Below are 19,324 nucleotides of genomic sequence, written 5' to 3' on the forward strand. Positions count from 1 at the left end.
ACAAACATGCAACAGATAAAAAGAAACTTATTCGTGCTCGCTACAATTACACTTTTTGCATTGAAGAGTTTTTCATCAGTGGGGGTAACAATTACCGCATCCTCCTCAGTAATCCCTGTGCTAAAAGGAATGGAAGCAAATGAGTTGCTTTCGTTAAGGATTTATATTCCTGCCGGTGAAAAGTTTATCACTTTTAAAAGTATAACTGCCTTGTTAAATCCGGACGGGTTACGCCAGATTGAAAGGATTGACGTTTTCTCTACTGCTAATGAACCCTTTTTTTCAACAAAAAACAAATTGAGTTCAATCAGTCCAGGCTCTACAAATCTTAATCTGCCAATAAATTTGGTTTTTAGCCCCGGCATAAACTACATATGGTTTAGCGCCAAACTAAAAGAAAATGCAGATATCGATTCCAAAGTCGAGTTTCATATAAAACACCTGGAAGACAGCGCAGCTAAAACATATCAGGTTACTGAAGAGGGTAGCGGCTATTTAAAAAGGATAGGCGTAGCAGTGCTGAGGGGTGGTGATAATGGGGTAAATACATACAGAATACCAGGCATAGTAACGACTGATAGAGGTACACTTATTGCTGTCTATGATGTCCGTTATCAAAGTTCAAAAGATTTACCAGGCAATATTGATGTTGGCTTGAGTAGAAGTACCAATGGAGGAAGAACCTGGGAACCCATGAAAGTCATCATGGATATGGGCGAACCAAATGAAAACAACGGGGTGGGTGACCCAGCCGTACTTTTTGATCCCGTAACCAAAAAAATATGGGTAATTGCTCTTTGGAGCAAGGGGAATCGTTCTATAGCAGGTTCGAAACCAGGCTTGTCAGAAGATATAACCGGGCAATTAGTGTTGGTTAACAGCGATAATGATGGACTTTCCTGGTCTTCACCAAAAAGCATAACCTCTACTACTAAGAACCCGAAATGGAATCTTTTTTTTAATGGTCCAGGTAGTGGTATTGCCATGAGCGATGGCAAGATTGTTTTTGCAGCACAATATTGGGACGAAAACGCCATGCCCCATTCTACACTGGTATATAGTGCTGACCACGGTAATAGCTGGAAAACAGAATATGGTCCCAAAGCAAATACAACAGAAGCCCAGCTCATAGAAACCCAGCCAGGTACGCTCATGTTAAATATGAGGGATAACCGAGGGCGCTTTAGAAGTGTGGCAACCACGACCGACATGGGCAAGACCTGGACTGAACACCACACCTCTTATAAGGAATTGCAAGATCCGGTATGCATGGCGAGTTTCATTAAATCAAAAGTTAGCATCAAAGGCACACAGAAAGATGTTGTATTTTTTGGAAACGATAACACGCAGTCTGATCGATATAATTTAACGATAAAATCAAGCTTAGACTTAGGAGAATCCTGGAAGAAAAGAAATGAACTTTTGATCGATGAGCGCAGGTTTTTTGGTTATTCTTCATTAACGATGGTGGATGATAAAACAGTCGGTTTCTTTTATGAAGGAGCCAAAGATTTATACTTCGTTCGTATTCCGGTAAGCGAGATTGTCAAGTAAACAAAATGAGAAATTTTTTCAAAATAATTGCTTGTCTAATTTTCATAAGCAGCTACAACGCATTTTCACAAAAAATAAAAGTTGCCTGCATTGGAAATTCCGTTACGGCGGGCTATTTGCTGGCTAATCCAAAAAGTGAATCCTATCCGGCCCAATTGCAACAGCTGCTAGGCGATAACTATAAGGTTGGCAATTTTGGACATAGCGGCGCAACGCTTTTAAAGAAAGGCCACAACCCTTACTATAAAAATGAAGAATTTGCCCAGGCAATAAAGTTTCATGCGGATGTTGCCATTATTGCACTCGGGTTAAATGATACCGACCCTAGGAACTGGCCCAACTATAAAGATGACTTTAAAGCTGATTACCAATGGCTCATTGACAGTTTGAAGCGAGGAAATCCTCAGCTTAAAATTTACATTTGCAGGCTCTCGCCTATTTTTAGCGGGCATTCGAGGTTTAAATCAGGCACCCGGGATTGGTACTGGCAGGTTCAGGAAAAAATTTTACAGATTGCAAAAGCAAACCGGTTGGATTGCATAGACCTTCATTCTGCATTGGGCAATCGTCCAGAACTTTTTGCAGATAACCTTCACCCGGATGTTACCGGCGCTGGCATTATTGCAAAAACCGTGTTTGAACATCTCACTGGCAATTTTGGAGGCTTTAGCATTAATAAATTATTTGCCAGTCACATGGTTCTTCAGCGCGGTATGCCAATACCCATTTATGGCACTGGGAATGCAGGCGACCGTATCGAGGTTGAGTTTAATAATACCACTCTGCGTACGACAACAAATTTAAATGGTAAATGGTGCGTTAAGTTTCACTCAATGAATTTTGGCGGACCTTATCAAATTAAGGTTGTTTCTGATCAAAAGACAATACTCTTGCATGACGTGCTAATTGGAGATGTTTGGCTCTGTTCTGGTCAGTCAAATATGGCTTTCCCTCTAAGATCCTCCCTCACTGGTAAAGCGACCCTAAATAGTTTAAATAAAAAACTTCCTATAAGGCTTTTGAAATTCAATCCACTGGTGGAAACCGATAATGTATCCTGGGATAAAACAATATTGGATAGTATAAATGCACTGAAATATTTTTCCGGGACTTGGGCTAGATTGGATCAATCTTCCCTGGCCGATTTTTCTGCCGTCGCTTATTATTTTGGAGAAAAACTAGCTATGGAAGAAAATATTCCCATTGGCTTAATTCAAATGGCTGTCGGTGGGTCTACCCTTGAATCCTGGATAGATAGAAAAACAATAGAACACGATGATTTACTCGTTGATTTATTGGGTAACTGGCGAAAATCGGATTTTATTCAGGAATGGGCCAGGGGCAGGGCAGACGCTAATCTTAAAAATGCGACCAACTCAAAACAAAGGCATCCTTACGAACCTGCTTATAATTTCGAAGCTGGGATTGCAAATTTAACGGATTTCCCCATTAAAGGGGTAATCTGGTATCAGGGTGAGAGCAATGCACATAATGTAGAACTTTTTAATCATGAGTTCCCGATTTTAGTTAAAAGTTGGCGTGAAAAATGGAATGCTGATCTTCCTTTTTATTATGTTCAGCTTTCAGCCATCGATCGGCCCTCTTGGCCTTATTTTAGAGATGCGCAGCGAAAAATGCAGTCCGTCATTCCCAATGCAGCAATGGCGGTGAGTTTTGATTTAGGCGATTCGCTAAATGTTCATCCTATACATAAAAAAGAAGTTGGCGAGCGATTAGCTTTACTGGCCTCTAAAAATACATATCACCATAATATTATAGCCAGTGGCCCGGTGGCGCTAAAGGCCATCAAAAAGGAAAACACCATCATCATCATTTTTAATAATGCTAGAGCATTAAAAGCTAGTGGTGGTTTGGTCTTACGAGGGTTCGAGATTGAGGATGACAAAGGTAATCACCTGAGCGTAAAAGCCAGTATTTTAAAAAATGAGGTTCATTTGGTGGTTCCTGCTGGTCTACAAATAGCGAAGGTTTTATACGCCTGGCAACCATTTACAAGAGCAAATTTAGTGAATGATGCTGGTCTTCCAGCTTCAACATTTTCCATTACTATAAAATAAATTATTATGAGCTACACGAACGGAGAACTGAAGGGGCTCTCTATATTTTATAAAAACCAGCTACTAAATAATACGATACCATTTTGGTTTCCCAGATCGATCGATGAAGAATATGGTGGTTATCTTTTTATGCGAGATCAGGATGGAAGCTTGATTGATGATGACAAAGCAGTTTGGATCCAAGGCCGTGGCGCGTGGATGCTTTCTACACTTTGCAATACCGTTGAGCTCAAACACGAATGGCTAGAGGGAGCGAAATCGGGTATCGATTTTTTAAATAACCATTGTTTTGATACTGATGGACAAATGTTTTTTCACGTGACCCGTAATGGCCAGCCCATACGCAAAAGGCGCTATTATTTTTCAGAAACTTTTGCCGTAATCGCCAACGCGGCCTATGCAAAAGCAAGTGGCGATAAGCTCGCCGCTGAGAAAGCAAGGTTTCTTTTTGGAAAATGTATAGACTATTCGATTACTCCAGGATTGCTTCCTCCAAAGTTTACTAATACGCGACCATCACGGGGAATTGGCGTTCCCATGATTATGATGAATACAGCCCAACAATTACGCGAAACTATTGGAGACCCGAGGTGTGATGAATGGATCGCTATCTGGATTGAAGAAATTAAACGGTACTTTGTCAAGGATGACATACAGTGCGTGATGGAACAAGTAGCTCTCGATGGCTCAATCATTGACCACATTGATGGACGTACCTTGAATCCCGGACATGCAATAGAGGGCGCGTGGTTCATTCTCCATGAGGCAAAATACCGCAACAACGACCCTGAACTAATTCAGCTGGGCTGCAATATGCTTGATTATATGTGGGAAAGAGGCTGGGATGAAGAGTATGGTGGGATTTATTATTTTAGAGATATATATGGTAAGCCCGTGCAAGAATATTGGCAGGATATGAAATTTTGGTGGCCGCACAATGAAACCATTATTGCTACCCTACTGGCTTACACCCTCACTGGCAATGAAAAGTATGCCCGCTGGCATAAGCTTGTTCATGATTATTCTTATGAAAAATTCCATGATAAAAAAAATGGAGAATGGTTCGGATATTTGCACCGCGACGGCTCATTGGCACAAACCGCTAAAGGAAATCTTTTTAAAGGACCGTTTCATCTGCCCCGGCAGGAATGGTACTGTTCGCAATTATTAAAAGGTTTGGGGTATTAAAAACGGTAGAATTAAATGTTAAAGTATATAGTCGTTGTTTTCTTTGTGCTTTTATCGGCCAAAGGATTTACTCAAGTCATTTTGCCATCTTACAATAAGAATGATTTTCCAACTTATTACTGGCAAAAGAGCTCTCAGTTTCAGCTGCTCCCAGTGGTAAAAAACCCGATACTTTTTGTTGGAGACAGCCTCACCGATGGTGGTGAATGGTCGGCTTTGTTCAGAAATATAAATGTTTTGAATTTTGGCATAAGTGGAGAAACCAGTGCAGGCATATTAAACCGCATGCCCGAAATTGCAAAGCGGCATCCACAGAAAATTTTTTTGATGATTGGAATTAACGATCTGGCGAAAGGAACATCCGTCGATAGCATTTACTTCAACATCTCGCTAATTGTTAAATACCTTAAAGAGAACACCTCCGGAACAAAAATTTTTATCCAAAGTCTACTTCCCGTGAATAATAGTTTTAAAACATTTACTGGTCATACAGATAAAGGAGATTCTGTAATTAAACTAAATCTCAAATTGCGTCAAGTTGCTGCGGAATCCGGATGTACATTTTTAAGCCTCTATCCCTATTTTACAGACGCGAAAGGTAAGCTGAAAGCTGAGTTTACCAACGATGGTTTGCATTTAATGGGTGAGGGTTATGCCATGTGGAAACATTTGATTTATCCATATCTGTTTGATTTGGAGCCGGAGGCCGCCTTAATTCCATTTCCAAGACAATTAACAAGAAAGAACGGTCAATTTCCGCTATATAAATTAAAATATATTCAATATCCGGCTGATTCACTCTTGGCGGAGGCAGAAGCGCTGAAAGAACAGTTGGGCAAAGCAGGACTGATTGTCCATCTGACTAGAAAGTTAGAAGCATCCGCGCAAGCTTACATACAACTGTTAATTGACGAGGGATATAGTGCCGACCCTGAAGCATACAGATTGCAGGCTTCGACTGAGCGGATTTCGATAACCGCGGCAGGCAAAGCAGGCCTATACTATGGCATCCAAACTTTAACCCAGCTGGCACGAGACGGTGAAGTTGTTCAGGCAGTAGATATTGAGGATTCACCCGCTTTCAAATGGCGCGGCTATATGGTTGATGTCGGTAGAAATTATCAGTCAATTGCTCTTTTAAAAACGCAGATTGATAAGATGGCTTTCTATAAGTTAAATGTTTTTCACCTGCATTTAACAGAAGATGTAGCATGGCGTCTCGAAATTAAGCGATATCCTGAGTTAACCCGTCCACAGTTCATGGAACGAAATAAAGGGATGTACTACACTCAAAGCGAAATCAAAGACCTTATCAATTACTGCAAAGCGAGGCATATACTTTTGGTACCAGAAATCGATATGCCCGGCCATAGTGCCGCCTTTTCAAGAGCCTTGAATATAAAGATGCAAAGTGATTCGGGTTTAGCTGTAACAAAAACTATGCTGAAGGAGATCTGCGATACCTACGATTTGCCATATATCCACATCGGCGCAGACGAAGTCAAAATTACCAATAACAACTTTCTTCCCGCCGTTTCGAACTTCCTCAGCTCGCGGAATAAAAAGATTATAGGATGGGAACCAGGGGGAAATTTTTCGCCCTCAACAATTCGTCAGCTTTGGATGGATGATGCAGCAGTGACATCTAATCAAAATAAAATTCAGTTCATAGACTCCCGTCATTTGTACCTAAATCACATGGACCCTTTGGAAAGTGTTGTAACTATCTTTGACAGGCAGCTCGCCGGAGTAGACAAAGGCAATCAACAAGCACTTGGTGCAACCCTTTGCCTCTGGCCAGACAGAGCTGTTGCTCAACAGGAAGACCTAATTACAATGAATGGTGTTTTTCCCGCAATGCTCGCTTTTGCGGAGCGCTGCTGGCTTGGGGGTGGATACAAGCAATGGGTCGCAAATGCTAATTTAAACGGCGAACAAGCCTTTAAACAGTTTAGTGAGTTTGAAGGTCGGCTAATGGACCACAAGAAAAGTTTTTTCAGTTCTTTGCCATTTCCTTACGTAAAACAGTCAGCAATTCAATGGCAGCTTTATGGCCCCTATAACAACGAGGGGCAGCTTAACAAGGAATTCGCTCCTGAACGCAGGGGGTTTAAGTCTAATATCCCACGTCAATCAGCTTATGGAGGAACAATTGTTTTACGTCACTGGTGGGCACCAAAAATTTTGGGCACATTGAAAGCTCCAAAAGAAAATACAACGTGGTATGCAAGTCGTAAAATTTGGTCGGACAGCGACCGAGTGGCAAATTTTTGGATCGGGTTTAATAATTTTTCAAGGTCGCAAGCCACAGATACACCGCCACTTGGCCACTGGGATAATCATCAGTCTCAATTATGGATTAACGGTGAATTAATTCCACCACCAATCTGGAGACATGCAGGACAAGAGGGAAACCTTGAAATGCCGCTAGCAGATGAGGGTTATGAATACAGAAACGCAACACCAGTAAAATTGCGCAAAGGCTGGAACTCAATACTTATAAAAGCACCAATAGGAAAATTTGCTGGTAAAAATTGGAATAATCCTGAGAAATGGATGTTTACTTGCGTTGAGTTGTAGGTCCTTTGAGCAGTTCAGATTGTAAGGTCCGGACAACAACTTTATAGTTTCATTCGATAAAACATTTAATTAGGATAAATTACGTCTGCGATTGGACTTAGAATCTCCCTTTGCACAACGGTCTAAACAATTGCCCGAAATGACCTTGGATAATTGCCATATTTAACAATGTTGTACTTTCCGGTAACGTTGGTGATAATGAATTTAAAATATTAACAAAGCTCTTCTGTCATCTGGGAAGTATGACAAATAAATTTTAATAATCAATATTTGATAGATGAAAAGAAAACAAATTTCAGACACTGGCGTCGCTTTATTTATTGTATTTCTGGGTTTCTGCATAAATGTTAAAGCACAAGCGGTGAAAAAACAGCAGTCACATGATTTCGAGATACGGGATGGTAATTTTATGTTGGACGGAAAGCCCATTCAAATTCATAGCGGCGAAATGCATTATGCCCGAATTCCAAAACCCTATTGGCGTAATCGTTTAAAAATGATGAAGGCAATGGGTTTAAACGCAGTGGCAACCTACGTCTTCTGGAATTACCATGAAACTGCCCCGGGAGTTTGGGATTTCAAATCAGATAATAAAAATATTGCTGAGTACATTAAAACTGCACAAGAAGAAGGGCTGTTTGTAATCCTTCGTCCAGGGCCTTATGTATGTGCAGAGTGGGAATTTGGCGGCTACCCTTGGTTTCTACAAAAAGTTCCCGGAATGCTTATCAGGGGAGATAACCAGCAATACCTTTCTGCTACTAAAGCCTATTTCACCGCCCTGTATGGTCAAGTCAAAAACCTTCTGGTTACTAATGGAGGTCCAATTATCATGGTTCAGGGCGAAAATGAATTTGGCTCATACGTTTCCCAAAGAAAGGACATCCCGCTAGAACAACATAAAAAGTACAGTGCCGCAGTATTTCAGCAGTTAAAAGATGTTGGCTTTAATGTCCCATTTTTCACCTCAGACGGTAGCTGGCTTTTTGAGGGTGGTGCGCTCGCTGGTGCGCTGCCAACGGCTAATGGCGAAGACGATGTCGCTAAATTGAAAGAAGTAGTAAACAAGTATAATGGAGGTAAGGGGCCATATATGGTGGCCGAATTTTACCCTGGCTGGTTAGATCACTGGGCTGAACCTTTTCAAAAAGTTTCTACAGAGAGCGTGATAAAGCAAACTCAAAGATATTTAGATGGAAAGGTGTCTTTCAATTATTACATGGTTCATGGTGGTACAAACTTTGGTTTTACATCCGGAGCGAATTATGATAACAAGCACGATATTCAGCCGGATTTAACAAGCTATGATTATGATGCGCCAATTAGCGAAGCAGGCTGGGCAACCGAAAAATATATCGCTTTGCGTAATTTGCTTAAAACGGCTGGAACACCCACAATGCCATCGAAAATACCTGTTATTGCCATTTCAAATATTGCTTTAACAAAAGCAGTAGATTTAGAAGATATTAAGAAAAAGATCAGGCCCGTTAATGACGAAAAGCCTTTAACGTTCGAGGAATTGAATCAAGGTAATGGTTATGTCTGGTACAGTAAGAAATTTAAGCAACCAATAAGTGGAAAGCTGGAATTAACTGGATTGCGGGATTATGCCATTGTTTATGTAAACGGCACCAAGGTTGCCGAACTAAACAGTTACTATCAAAAGTATAACTGTGACATTGATATCCCTTTTAATGCAACGCTTGATATTATTGTCGAAAATATGGGTAGAATAAATTATGGAGCGAAAATCGTCAACAGCACAAAAGGAATTATTTCTCCCGTTGTCATAAATGGTGAGACAATTACCGGAAACTGGGATATGTATAGGCTGCCGATGGATGTAGTACCTGATCTTAAGGTCGAAAAAAATTCAGCAGTTGCTGGTAGGCCGGCACTTTATCAGGGAAGCTTCACGCTGACAAAAACTGGAGATACCTTTTTAGATATGCGTGATTGGGGTAAGGGAACAGTTTTCGTCAATGGCGTAAATATTGGTCGATATTGGAGCGTTGGCCCACAACAAACCTTATATGTTCCAGGTTGCTGGTTGAAGCCAGGGAAGAACGACATCGTGATTTTTGAACAGAAGAACGGTGTAATGCATAAATCCATAAACTCTATTTTGGAACCTGTTTTGGATGAACTTCGTTAGAATATCAAATTTCTAAATTCAAACGGTGGGTTGATCACCTGCAGCTGGCTCACTTGTGTAAGCAGAAATAAACTTGTTGTAATTCTTTCACCGTTCGATACGATGAATGGACGGAAGGGATTGAGTAAATTTATTTGTTCGGTAGACACTTTTTATTGATTGCTGATCTGAGATCCAAAGTGACCCTTTTTGCTTCCTCTACAAATACAAGCAATTTTTCTGATGTATCTTTATAACTAGATTTGTGATCATGACTTATGCGAAAGAATAGAGCCAGAATACCCATTAATACAATGTTCAATACCTCGAATTCTGGTATTTCCGTCGACACCAACAGTATTGATAAGACTTACTTTGCGACGGCGCTTCAGGCCGAAGAAGCCTCACAGGCTCACCGGGATGAAGGTTACACTTTTCATATATTAGAAAGAGGCAAGGTTGTGATGGAAATCGATTTTAAAATCTATCATATTGCCGCGCCTGCGGTAGTGTATCTGCATCCGGACCAGGTGCATCGAATGTTGGATATCGATGATATCGTGGTAAGCTCACTATCTCTTACCAGCGAATGGCTCAATTCAGCGTATCTTATCTTGCTTGAGGAGCTTAACCCTGTCGCGCCATTCTCACTGAAAGCAGAAGTCAATCTGGTAATTGCGACCAGCTTTACCCTTTGCCTGAATTTTTATCGGCAAAAAAATAGTAAGCTGTATTATCCGCTCTTGCGGGACAGCAGTAATACGCTGGTTGGGTATCTGCTTTCGCAACTTTTAACCGTAAAAGGATCAGCAGAAAGTTTGTCTCGATTTGAGCTGGTGGCCAAGGATTTTAGGAAATTGCTTGATGAAAACTACCTCACGCTAAAACGGCCAAATGAGTATGCTGCGATGCTAAATATTTCTACCCCCTATCTGAATGAGTGCGTCAAGGGCAGTACGGGTTATCCGGTTTCTTACCATATTCAGGAGAAAATCATACTAGCGGCCAAAAGGCTGCTTTATCATACCGACAAGTCGGTAAAGGAAATTGCCTTTGAGCTGGGGTACGCTGATTACCCTTATTTTTCAAGATTGTTCTCCAAAGTAACGGGGACTTCGGCGAAAGCCTTTCGTAAGAAAAACCTCGATTAGTCCAATAATTACCCTGATTACTCATTTTTTTTAAATCTTAAGAAATGCACTTTGCGGCCTTATTAATGGAAAGAAAAATGGAATCAAATAAAAGAATATTGATCTCAGGTGCAAGCTTTGCCGGCCTCACCACGGCATATTGGATGAATGAATTGGGATACAAGGTGACTCTAGTCGAGCTGGGTGCTGAACTCAAAAAAGGAGGCACACCGGTGGATATCAAAGGTCAGACTGTAGATATAGTCAGAAGGATGGGCCTCTTTGAAGCAATAAAAAAACTGAGGATTGGACCAGAAAAATGGGAGTTTAAAAATGCTGATGATAAGACGGGCCATAGCATGGTGTTCAGGCAGCCTGGGGAAGAATTACCTGATGATGAGTTTGAGATCGAAAGAGATGAGTTGCTCTTTATGATGTATGAGCAGATAAAAAATGTTGTGGAATTCAGGTTCAATAACAGCATCGCTGCGCTCTGTGAAACGGAAAATAAGCTGGAGGTATCGTTTAAAGACGGCTCCAGCGATGACTATGAATATGTTTTTGGCTGTGATGGGATACACTCCGTGGTCAGGAAAATATGGTTTGGTCCGGAATCTGAGTATGCCCATTTTCTTGGGCAGTATTTTTCGATAGCGGTTGTGGACAAGCTGCTGGTCGAAAATGGTACTTATCAAATGTATGCCGAGCCCAACCGGGGCGCTGCACTCTATGCCCACAGTAATAAGACCGATGTCCTCTTTACCTTTAGGACAGCCCATGAGATCAGCTACGATTTTCGGGAGCAGTCGCGGTTGAAGGAAATTGTATCGCTGCAAATGCAGGGCATGGGCTGGCGTGCCGCTGAGCTTCAGAATGAGCTGCTAAACGGCTCTTCGTTCTACTTTGATAAGTTTGCTCAGATTAAAATGCCCTCCTGGACAAGGGGTAGGGTGGCACTGGTAGGCGATGCAGGTTACTGCGCATCTCCGGCAGCGGGGATGGGCGGCTCGCTGGCGATTATTGGTGCAACGGCGCTTGCTGATGCATTTGTGCTGTTTCCGGATGATTTTCAATCTGCTTTTGATCATTACAATATGGGTTTAAGACCCTTCATCGAAGAAGTGCAGGCGGAGGCGGTGCAGAATCTGGATAAGTTGCTACCAGCCACTGAGCAGGAGGTGATGGCAATGTGGGAAAACGGGATTTCTCTATAGATGTTTTTATGGGACACTCTGCAGCAATACGCGCAATTTACAGATGATGTTGCTTCCTATTAGATTATGTTATGATGAGCTTGGTGTAAAAAAGCAGATTTATAAGTCATTAATGGAGCCAAGATGGAGCATTACCGTGAAGTTGATGGATCTGTAGGTAAAGGTTTCGATATTATGGGTTAACTTTGGGTTTGGCTGCGCTCGCAAAAATTCCCTGATGAAATTTTTGAAGCCTCAGTCAATTCTGAGGCTTGTTATGGCTATGAATGGTTGAGATGTTTTCTCGAAGTCAATAATCTAAATAATTTTAGCGGGTGAAACTGGAACGGGGCTTCGCAACTGAAATTTTACTCGCCCCTTGCCAGTCTTCTGCCCAAAACATCTTTGCATCGAATTTGTAAATCCACCTGTTATTAAACACAACCAAATATTTGCCGTCTGTACTTGTTATGGGAAAAGAGGATACACCTTGCATGGCTTTAAACTTTAGCTTGGTGTTTCCCGTTTTGTAATCCAGGATTTGCAGGTTGTAATCGGCGTCGAAAATATACATCGTTTCATCTGCACCTTTGCGGTAAACAAAATCACCCAGACCTCCGTGAGGTAAATAGGATATTTTGCTTAAGTAACCTGTCGTGGGATTATGTACATATTGTTCATAGGTCTGCATATACCATATGTTAGCGTCGTTTTTATTACTCACCAGCATGCTCAACGCACCATGAACGGGCATCCCAATGGTTTTGGTAGAGAGGTCTTTCCCATCGATCAGGATTGTAGCGTTACTGGTATATTCCTTCATGTAGACTTTCGTTTGGTCCGCATTTGGAAATACTTTTCCATATTGATCGTTTTGTTTCCTTAATGGATGAGAGTACATTTTATCCCCTTTTGAGCTGTCGATTATTCGCCACGCCCAACCGCTGCTATAGTAGGATTGGGTAATCATCACTCCAATACCACTTTTGGTAAATACCAGGTCCCTAACTAGGTTCTCCGGCCGGACTTGCATATCTTCAGGTAGGGTATCCATTGGGATCGTTTTTATGATTTTACCGTTTGATGGATTCATGACATACAGATTTGGGGTGAGGTTGGCAATGTATATGAGTTTGTTATACGGGTTGAATACGATCTGCCGTACGGGGAAATCCATGGTGTATTGATTGCGGATGGAAAAGTCTTCTAAATTGAATTCATAGATCTTATTGCCGTCAAATGTGGATACCCATAGTGTCTTGTTGTCATCGGTTATGAAATAACTTTGTAAGTAGCTGTTGCTTTGCTCTGGGAATTCCATTTTACCGCTAAAATAATTGATGGTGAAATCGCTTCCAACGGTTTGTCCTTTACTGTCTGTTACTGAAATACTAAATGGGTAGGATCCGCCCAGGCGTCCGCAGGCATAGCTAAATTTGATCCCTTTGTTTCCTTCGATATACCGCCATTTCATTTCGGTTTGACATAGTTCGTATTTTGAGCGCAGGCTTATCAGGGAAATGGGTTTATTAAACATTACGGTGACTGAGTCCGACAGAGGCATTGTGGCTGTGGAGGAAACCAGTTGTATCCCAAAGTCCTGGATGATGGTTAGCTTGCGGGTAATTGTGCCGGAGCTGACTAATATTTCTGCTGTGCGAGTTGCTAAACCTTTGTTTTCAGCGATAAGTAAGGTAAGTTTTCCGGATCCGCCTCCTGTCGGGTTGATAAAAGTTACCCATTCGGAATTGCTGGCGGCCATCCAGGCACCATTGCCATTGATTGTGATGTCTAAATTTGAGGCTAGGTTGTTAACTTCACTCCTGTCGGTACTTATTTCTAAATTTGATTCGCCTTGCTTTAATTTGAAATCATATTTTGTGCTCATGTCTTTAGCAACTGCAACTGTTCCGTTTGAGGAAAGGTAGTGGTCTGCCGAAACGAGCAGGGTATAGCTACCAACCGGAATGTAATCAATGAAAAAACTTCCCTGGTCATCGGTAATCACTTTGACCTGGGGGCTGGTGTTTATCGTGACCGATGCATTCTTTATAATGTTTCCGTATTCATTGGTCACAACGCCGCTGAGCGAGCCCTTATTTACAGCTTGATCTTTTTTCTTGCATCCGGTGAAGAGTATTATGAGGATAACAAATAGGTTGAGGGTTATCCTGTGGGGAAGTCTTGAGTAAAGCGAAATCATGAGCGTTAATGTGTAGTTGCCCAAATATAATGAATAACGAATAGATAGCAAATGATCTAATTGAACTGTCGGTTAACTGCTGGGGACGGGAATACCTTGGAATGCACTGTCTTGAATAGCGCGTTTTCTTAACTTTTAAATCTAGAACACCAATAATAATGCGGTTCTGTTGCTAATGTTACAATCCATTTTGCCATTCTGTTGTTTCTAGTCAAAAAGAAATACTATGTGGATTATATGGGCGGTACTGGCCGCAATTTCGGCAGCACTGGTCATTGTGCTAACTAAGGCAGGTTTAAAAAGCGTCGACCCCAGTTTGGCCTTTGCCATTCAGGCGGTTTTGATACTTTTAATAACCTGGGGAGTCGTGGTTTATCAGGGTAATTTTAATTCATGGAAATCAATTGATCGAAATGCCTGGATTTTCTTAATTGCTGCAGGAATCTTTACTTCGCTATCTACGCTGTTCTCCTATAAGGCGCTATCAATAGGGACAGGGATTTTGAAATTTAAACCTTAGATTGTGAAAATGAATTTTTTCAGGATGCTTGACAGTCTCCATCCAGCAGGCGGATGGAAGCTCAGCATCTCCCCAAAGACAACTAAGACGTACCTTTCTGTCTTGTTGCACAATGAGGACAGGGAAGAAACCTTCCACCAATGGTTTTTTCGGGTCTGTGCATGCCTGTTTTGGTAGATGTCCATGCAGATCTAATCCCTATACAGGCTTTGCCTTACCTTAGAGGATTTACACTGTGACCAGTAAAAATGGATTATTGGTTCAATTGAAATTTTTAGCTTCAAGGCGTTCGTCAGGCAGGAAGCCTCGTGTCCGTTGGACACGAGGCTGGGCCGTTACACTTCAATGGTATGAAACTGCCTGATGCAAATTAAGGCTTAATACAATTATTGTCTTTAAGGCGAATTTGTCCTAGATGTAACAAAGGAAATAGATATGGTCAAGAAATGGCATTAAAACAGTACTATGTTATATAAAAAGTTGTTTTTCTGGGATGGTATCTCTTTTTTTTTATTAAGCTTAGATTATTTTCCTTTAAATAATCTAAATTTGAATTTTAAATTAATCAAATTTTCTAGCCGAAATGATAACGTGCGTTGTTATAGACGATGAACAGTCTTCAATAGATGATATTACTATTTTAATTGAAAATCTTCCAATGTTTAAAATAGTAAAATCATTTACAAATCCTTTAGAGGCTCTAAATTATTTTAAATCGAATGAGCTAGATTTAGTATTTATTGACGTGGATATGCCACTATTAAATGGCGTTGAATTATCTAAGTTGATTCGCTCTAAAACAAAAAAGCTTGTTTTCACAACTTCTCATTCCAAATATGCTCTTGATGCTTTTAAAGTGAGTGCTGACGATTTTTTACTAAAACCTTTTAGCTTTGCGGAAGTCTTGAAAACAACGGAAAAACTTTTTTCAGAATCGGCATTACACACGGCAGTTAAGGCAAAATCTCTGGATGATTTTCTATACATTAAAAACAAAGAGGCAAATTTAAAACTGATTAAAGTAGACTTTGATGATATCGTGGCGATTGAAAGTCTTTTGAATTATGTAAGAATACATACCCTGAAAAATAGACTTGTGACACATATTAGTCTTAAAGAGGCTAAGGAAGTCTTTCGAGACAGACCAGAATTTGTTCAACTTCACCGTAGTTTTATTATCTCTAAAAAGCACATTTCAATTATTGATGGAAATACGCTAACGATGAGTTCAGGGGCGAAATTTACGATTGGAGATAGTTACCGAGACATTTTAAGTGAGTTTGTGTCAAAAAAAATGTTTAAACCCATTTCGAAAAAATAGAAATGGGTTTAGACATCAGTGGTTTTGTAATAAGCCAGTTAAAGTACTTGTTAAGGTGCCCATCGTTGGGTCGCAGGCTGCGGTACTTTCAGTTGTGAATTTGCCTGCCGAACGCTTAGATTTGAATGTAAACATAACCCTTTTCTGAATTTTTATAAGTTTCATAACGTTTATTTTCCGAAACTTAAAAAGCGTCAAAATCAGAAAGAAAAAATTTGGATGGATAGGCTTAGAAATGATATGAAAGGGGGTATTTTTTAGATTATGAAGATACTTTTAGTTTTTTGGAAGGGATACAGGTTACATATATTATTGTGGGCGATTTACATCATTTATGAGTCGGTTTTAATTGGGGTTTTCTACCAGAAGTTTGGAAAATTTGAGAACTATGCATCCCACTTTAGCCTAAATATAGCCCTGTTTTATGTTCATTCTTGGGTTCTTAGTAAGGTTAAATTTTTAAAAAATAAAGATTATTTATTAATCTTACTGATTGCTGCAATCGAAATTGTTGCATATATTCCACTATTAGCTCAATTCAACCAATGGCTTACAGATTTCAACCAGCCCACACCTAGTAGCGCATTGGGTATTGACCACCGTTTTGTTTTAGGGGCGATTTATCGGTCGCTCTATTTTATTTTATTTTCAACAGGTTTTTGGTTTCTGAATCGATTTTTAAAAGAGAAGCAGCTAACTCAAAAATTGGAAAAAGCGCGTTTAGAAGCCATTATTGGACAGGAATCTACTAAAGCTGAACTAGCTATTGCTGAAAATGCATTTATAAGGGCTCAGATAAATCCGCATCTTTTATTCAACACGCTAAATTTTGTTCACAGAAGAATAAAGACAACTGACTCGGAAGCGGGTGAGCTGATCCTTTTATTGGCGATAATGATGCGGTACTCAATTGGACTAAATCAAACAGAACAAACTTCCCCACTTATCGATGAAATCCATCAAGTTGAAAATCTTATTAATTTATTCCAAATTAAGGAAAATTATTCTTTAAGCATTCATTTTGATCACCAAGAAAATTTGTTAAATCAACGAGTTATTCCACTAGCACTTTTAACGTTGAGCGAGAACGTTTTCAAACATGGTGTTTTGGATGACCATAGAAATCCTGCTAGCATTTCAATATCCTTAGTAAAAAACACCATAATAATAAAAACTATAAATAAGATTATAAAAAAATCTGATGCCCTGAGTACCAACACCGGGTTGAAGAATCTAAAATTTAGGCTTGTCCATGTATATGGTGATACATATAATTATTCACATTCAGAAATTGATGGCACATTTTATACAACACTTGAGCTTCCCACGATTGAAACCCCGCGAACTGACATTACGTCCTCTAAAATTGCTCAACAGTCCTAAAAGATTATTGAAAAATCCTTAACGCATATTCTGGTATAAAAAAATATCCGATGGCTGTTTTCAGTGGTTACTTAGCGGTTGTCATGAAACTACCACGAACGAACCTTTAGTTAAGTCTAATTTGCGTTTTTTCACACATCAAGGTAATCACAGAGATACCCGACATTTGTAAAAAAATTTCCGATCTGGGATTGATCCAGGAAGCTTAACGTTGCTTTTTCCTCAGGTTCGTTACCGCATAGTTGATACTCAATACTTGCATATCTCAATTACTATAACAAAATATCTCAATAATTATTTGGTGAAAAATAGTTAGAACGTCAACATCTATATTTTTAAGCTTAATCCCCAATAATAACCTTATCATAACATAAATCCTACTTTCTATATAAAATGCTATTATCTGTGTGGATTCGTTTCCACTTTAGCATAATAAAAATATAATTAAACGCTCAAATGATATCATCAAGGTTTTATTCAAATAACTCCACATGGGTAACATTCAGAATCTTACAAATTTTAAATATACAAGCAAATTCATTTACGGTTAAAAAGATCATCGAAAGTCACCCCGATTTTTCAAGTTTACTGTCGATAAGTGATACCCTCCAAGAATTTAAAGTTAAGAGTACAGCGTTTCTCGTAAAGAAAGAAGAATTTAACTCCAAAGGCTTATCTTTTCCTTTCATTGCTCATCTTCCGGAAAATGGAGGGGAATTTGTGATTGTAAACAAAATCGTTGACGAGAATGTTCATCTTGAAAATCAAAAAAATGGAAGATTTCAGATTTCCCAATTTGAATTTATTAATAAGTGGGAAGGAGTTTCTTTATATCCTACAATTTCAGAGAAAAGTGCAGAGAGAGATTATCGCGTTAACCAAGTGAAGAATTTATTCTATTACAGTAAGTTTGTTGGTTTGGTGATTCTGCTGACAAATATTTTTTATTTGCTTATAGCTGATAAATTTTTTTTTTACGATAATAATTTAGCCCTGGGATTAAAACTAGGAGGAATAGTAATTACTTCAGTTTTACTATTTAAAAGTGTATCCTTTAATAATCCATTTTTAAATATGGCTTGCGGTATTTTAAAAAATGGCAACTGTGATTCAGTTTTAACAAGCCCCGCTTCAAGGCTAACTTCTTGGCTATCTTGGAGTGAAGTAGGCTTTTATTATTTTTTTGGAACCTTTTTATGTCTGGTAATAAACCCTGAGCTGGAACTTATTGTTAAACTAATAAATTTGCTTAGTCTTCCCTACACAGTTTATTCGATCAGATATCAGTTTAAGAATAAGTCTTGGTGTATTTTATGCTGTGGGGTGCAAATCGTCCTTTGGCTCGAAGCGTGGAATTTCTCGTTTTCGAGCCATGCAGCTACTCAATTAAATCTAAGAATTTTTCTAGAAGTTCTTTGGTCATTCTCAATTCCTGTTGTTTGTTGGTCAGGACTTAAATTAATCTTTATCAGATCGCAAGAAATAGTTTCGTTAACAAAGCAACTTAATAAAATTAAGTTCAATACTCCACTATTTATTGATGCAATAAGTAAGGAACCTAAAAATGTAGTTGATCAAGCAATTTTCCCTATAGTTATCGGAAATCCAAAGGCGCAAACCACAGTAACAATCGTAAGCAATCCATACTGTCGACCTTGTGCAGAGGCTCACATCTGGCTCAGCAATTGGCTTGAAGGCAGAGATGATATTAAAATAGAGATCATTTTTGCGGTAACTGATAATAAAGATGATGTGAGGAATATTGTTGCAAAACATATGATTGCTTTGAGTCGAATGAAAGATCCAGAGGTGATGAGGCCCGCTATTGAAGAGTGGTATAAGAAACAAACTAACAATTATGAAAATTGGATAAACAGGTATCCGGTTAATTATGAATTAGACGCAAATGAAGTTATTAAAGCACATCGAAAATGGTGTAATAATGCGAATATTACTTCAACACCAACAATTTTAATAAACGGACAGAAGCTACCAGAACCCTTCATTTTAAGTGATATTAAGTATTTGATAAATTAAAAT

General features: G+C 39.5%; 13 protein-coding genes. 11 read left to right on the forward strand and 2 right to left on the reverse strand.

Annotated elements, in window-relative coordinates:
• Positions 1–6 precede the first annotated feature (6 nt).
• From AC0IWT_RS02190 to AC0IWT_RS02220, 7 genes are all read left to right on the forward strand, one after another.
• Positions 7–1,554 carry an exo-alpha-sialidase gene (locus AC0IWT_RS02190; protein WP_471795794.1) on the forward strand — a complete coding sequence of 516 codons (1,548 nt, stop codon included), beginning with the start codon at positions 7–9 and terminating at the stop codon, positions 1,552–1,554.
• 5 nt (positions 1,555–1,559) lie between these two features.
• Positions 1,560–3,632, forward strand: coding sequence for a GDSL-type esterase/lipase family protein (locus AC0IWT_RS02195; RefSeq protein ID WP_471795795.1), 2,073 nt, complete (start codon positions 1,560–1,562; stop codon positions 3,630–3,632).
• Between the two features lie 6 nt (positions 3,633–3,638).
• On the forward strand, positions 3,639–4,820 hold the full coding sequence (locus AC0IWT_RS02200; protein ID WP_471795796.1) for an AGE family epimerase/isomerase: 1,182 nt from the start codon (positions 3,639–3,641) through the stop codon (positions 4,818–4,820).
• Between the two features lie 15 nt (positions 4,821–4,835).
• A complete protein-coding gene (locus AC0IWT_RS02205; protein WP_471795797.1) occupies positions 4,836–7,400 on the forward strand; it encodes a family 20 glycosylhydrolase in 2,565 nt (854 codons plus the stop codon).
• A gap of 277 nt (positions 7,401–7,677) precedes the next feature.
• Positions 7,678–9,555 carry a beta-galactosidase gene (locus AC0IWT_RS02210; protein WP_471795798.1) on the forward strand — a complete coding sequence of 626 codons (1,878 nt, stop codon included), beginning with the start codon at positions 7,678–7,680 and terminating at the stop codon, positions 9,553–9,555.
• A 293-nt stretch (positions 9,556–9,848) separates the two neighbouring features.
• Complete coding sequence (locus AC0IWT_RS02215) at positions 9,849–10,685, forward strand: helix-turn-helix domain-containing protein (RefSeq protein ID WP_471795799.1); 837 nt, start codon at positions 9,849–9,851, stop codon at positions 10,683–10,685.
• Between the two features lie 44 nt (positions 10,686–10,729).
• A complete protein-coding gene (locus tag AC0IWT_RS02220; protein WP_471795800.1) occupies positions 10,730–11,878 on the forward strand; it encodes an FAD-dependent monooxygenase in 1,149 nt (382 codons plus the stop codon).
• Positions 11,879–12,185: 307 nt separating this feature from the next.
• Here AC0IWT_RS02220 and AC0IWT_RS02225 read toward each other — a convergent pair whose 3' ends face one another.
• Positions 12,186–14,060, reverse strand: coding sequence for a carboxypeptidase regulatory-like domain-containing protein (locus tag AC0IWT_RS02225; protein WP_471795801.1), 1,875 nt, complete (start codon positions 14,058–14,060; stop codon positions 12,186–12,188).
• Between the two features lie 226 nt (positions 14,061–14,286).
• Here AC0IWT_RS02225 and AC0IWT_RS02230 point away from each other — a divergent pair, with 226 nt between their 5' ends.
• Together AC0IWT_RS02230 and AC0IWT_RS02235 are read left to right on the forward strand one after the other, a co-directional pair.
• A complete protein-coding gene (locus tag AC0IWT_RS02230) occupies positions 14,287–14,580 on the forward strand; it encodes an EamA family transporter (protein ID WP_471795802.1) in 294 nt (97 codons plus the stop codon).
• Between the two features lie 583 nt (positions 14,581–15,163).
• A complete protein-coding gene (locus AC0IWT_RS02235; RefSeq protein WP_471795803.1) occupies positions 15,164–15,901 on the forward strand; it encodes a LytR/AlgR family response regulator transcription factor in 738 nt (245 codons plus the stop codon).
• 15 nt (positions 15,902–15,916) lie between these two features.
• Here the strand turns inward: AC0IWT_RS02235 and AC0IWT_RS02240 are convergent, their stop codons facing one another.
• Positions 15,917–16,066, reverse strand: coding sequence for a hypothetical protein (locus AC0IWT_RS02240; RefSeq protein WP_471795804.1), 150 nt, complete (start codon positions 16,064–16,066; stop codon positions 15,917–15,919).
• Between the two features lie 99 nt (positions 16,067–16,165).
• On the opposite strand from AC0IWT_RS02240, the gene AC0IWT_RS02245 reads away from it, so the two are divergent.
• Positions 16,166–17,284 (forward strand): sensor histidine kinase, encoded by a 1,119-nt coding sequence (locus AC0IWT_RS02245; protein ID WP_471795805.1) that lies wholly within the window; start codon positions 16,166–16,168, stop codon positions 17,282–17,284.
• A gap of 456 nt (positions 17,285–17,740) precedes the next feature.
• Positions 17,741–19,321: a cysteine peptidase family C39 domain-containing protein gene (locus AC0IWT_RS02250; RefSeq protein ID WP_471795806.1), complete on the forward strand. Its 1,581-nt coding sequence runs from the start codon at positions 17,741–17,743 to the stop codon at positions 19,319–19,321.
• The last annotated feature ends 3 nt before the right edge of the window (positions 19,322–19,324 follow it).

It is taken from the genome of Pedobacter sp. AC464 (genome assembly GCF_979253075.1).

Bases quoted from the DNA above. Each gene is read 5' to 3' on its own strand.
- AC0IWT_RS02190 (WP_471795794.1), top strand. From the start codon at position 7: ATGCAACAGATAAAAAGAAACTTATTCGTGCTCGCTACAATTACACTT.
- AC0IWT_RS02195 (WP_471795795.1), top strand. From the start codon at position 1,560: ATGAGAAATTTTTTCAAAATAATTGCTTGTCTAATTTTCATAAGCAGC.
- AC0IWT_RS02200 (WP_471795796.1), top strand. From the start codon at position 3,639: ATGAGCTACACGAACGGAGAACTGAAGGGGCTCTCTATATTTTATAAA.
- AC0IWT_RS02205 (WP_471795797.1), top strand. From the start codon at position 4,836: ATGTTAAAGTATATAGTCGTTGTTTTCTTTGTGCTTTTATCGGCCAAA.
- AC0IWT_RS02210 (WP_471795798.1), top strand. From the start codon at position 7,678: ATGAAAAGAAAACAAATTTCAGACACTGGCGTCGCTTTATTTATTGTA.
- AC0IWT_RS02215 (WP_471795799.1), top strand. From the start codon at position 9,849: ATGTTCAATACCTCGAATTCTGGTATTTCCGTCGACACCAACAGTATT.
- AC0IWT_RS02220 (WP_471795800.1), top strand. From the start codon at position 10,730: ATGCACTTTGCGGCCTTATTAATGGAAAGAAAAATGGAATCAAATAAA.
- AC0IWT_RS02225 (WP_471795801.1), bottom strand. From the start codon at position 14,060: ATGATTTCGCTTTACTCAAGACTTCCCCACAGGATAACCCTCAACCTA.
- AC0IWT_RS02230 (WP_471795802.1), top strand. From the start codon at position 14,287: ATGTGGATTATATGGGCGGTACTGGCCGCAATTTCGGCAGCACTGGTC.
- AC0IWT_RS02235 (WP_471795803.1), top strand. From the start codon at position 15,164: ATGATAACGTGCGTTGTTATAGACGATGAACAGTCTTCAATAGATGAT.
- AC0IWT_RS02240 (WP_471795804.1), bottom strand. From the start codon at position 16,066: ATGAAACTTATAAAAATTCAGAAAAGGGTTATGTTTACATTCAAATCT.
- AC0IWT_RS02245 (WP_471795805.1), top strand. From the start codon at position 16,166: ATGAAGATACTTTTAGTTTTTTGGAAGGGATACAGGTTACATATATTA.
- AC0IWT_RS02250 (WP_471795806.1), top strand. From the start codon at position 17,741: ATGATATCATCAAGGTTTTATTCAAATAACTCCACATGGGTAACATTC.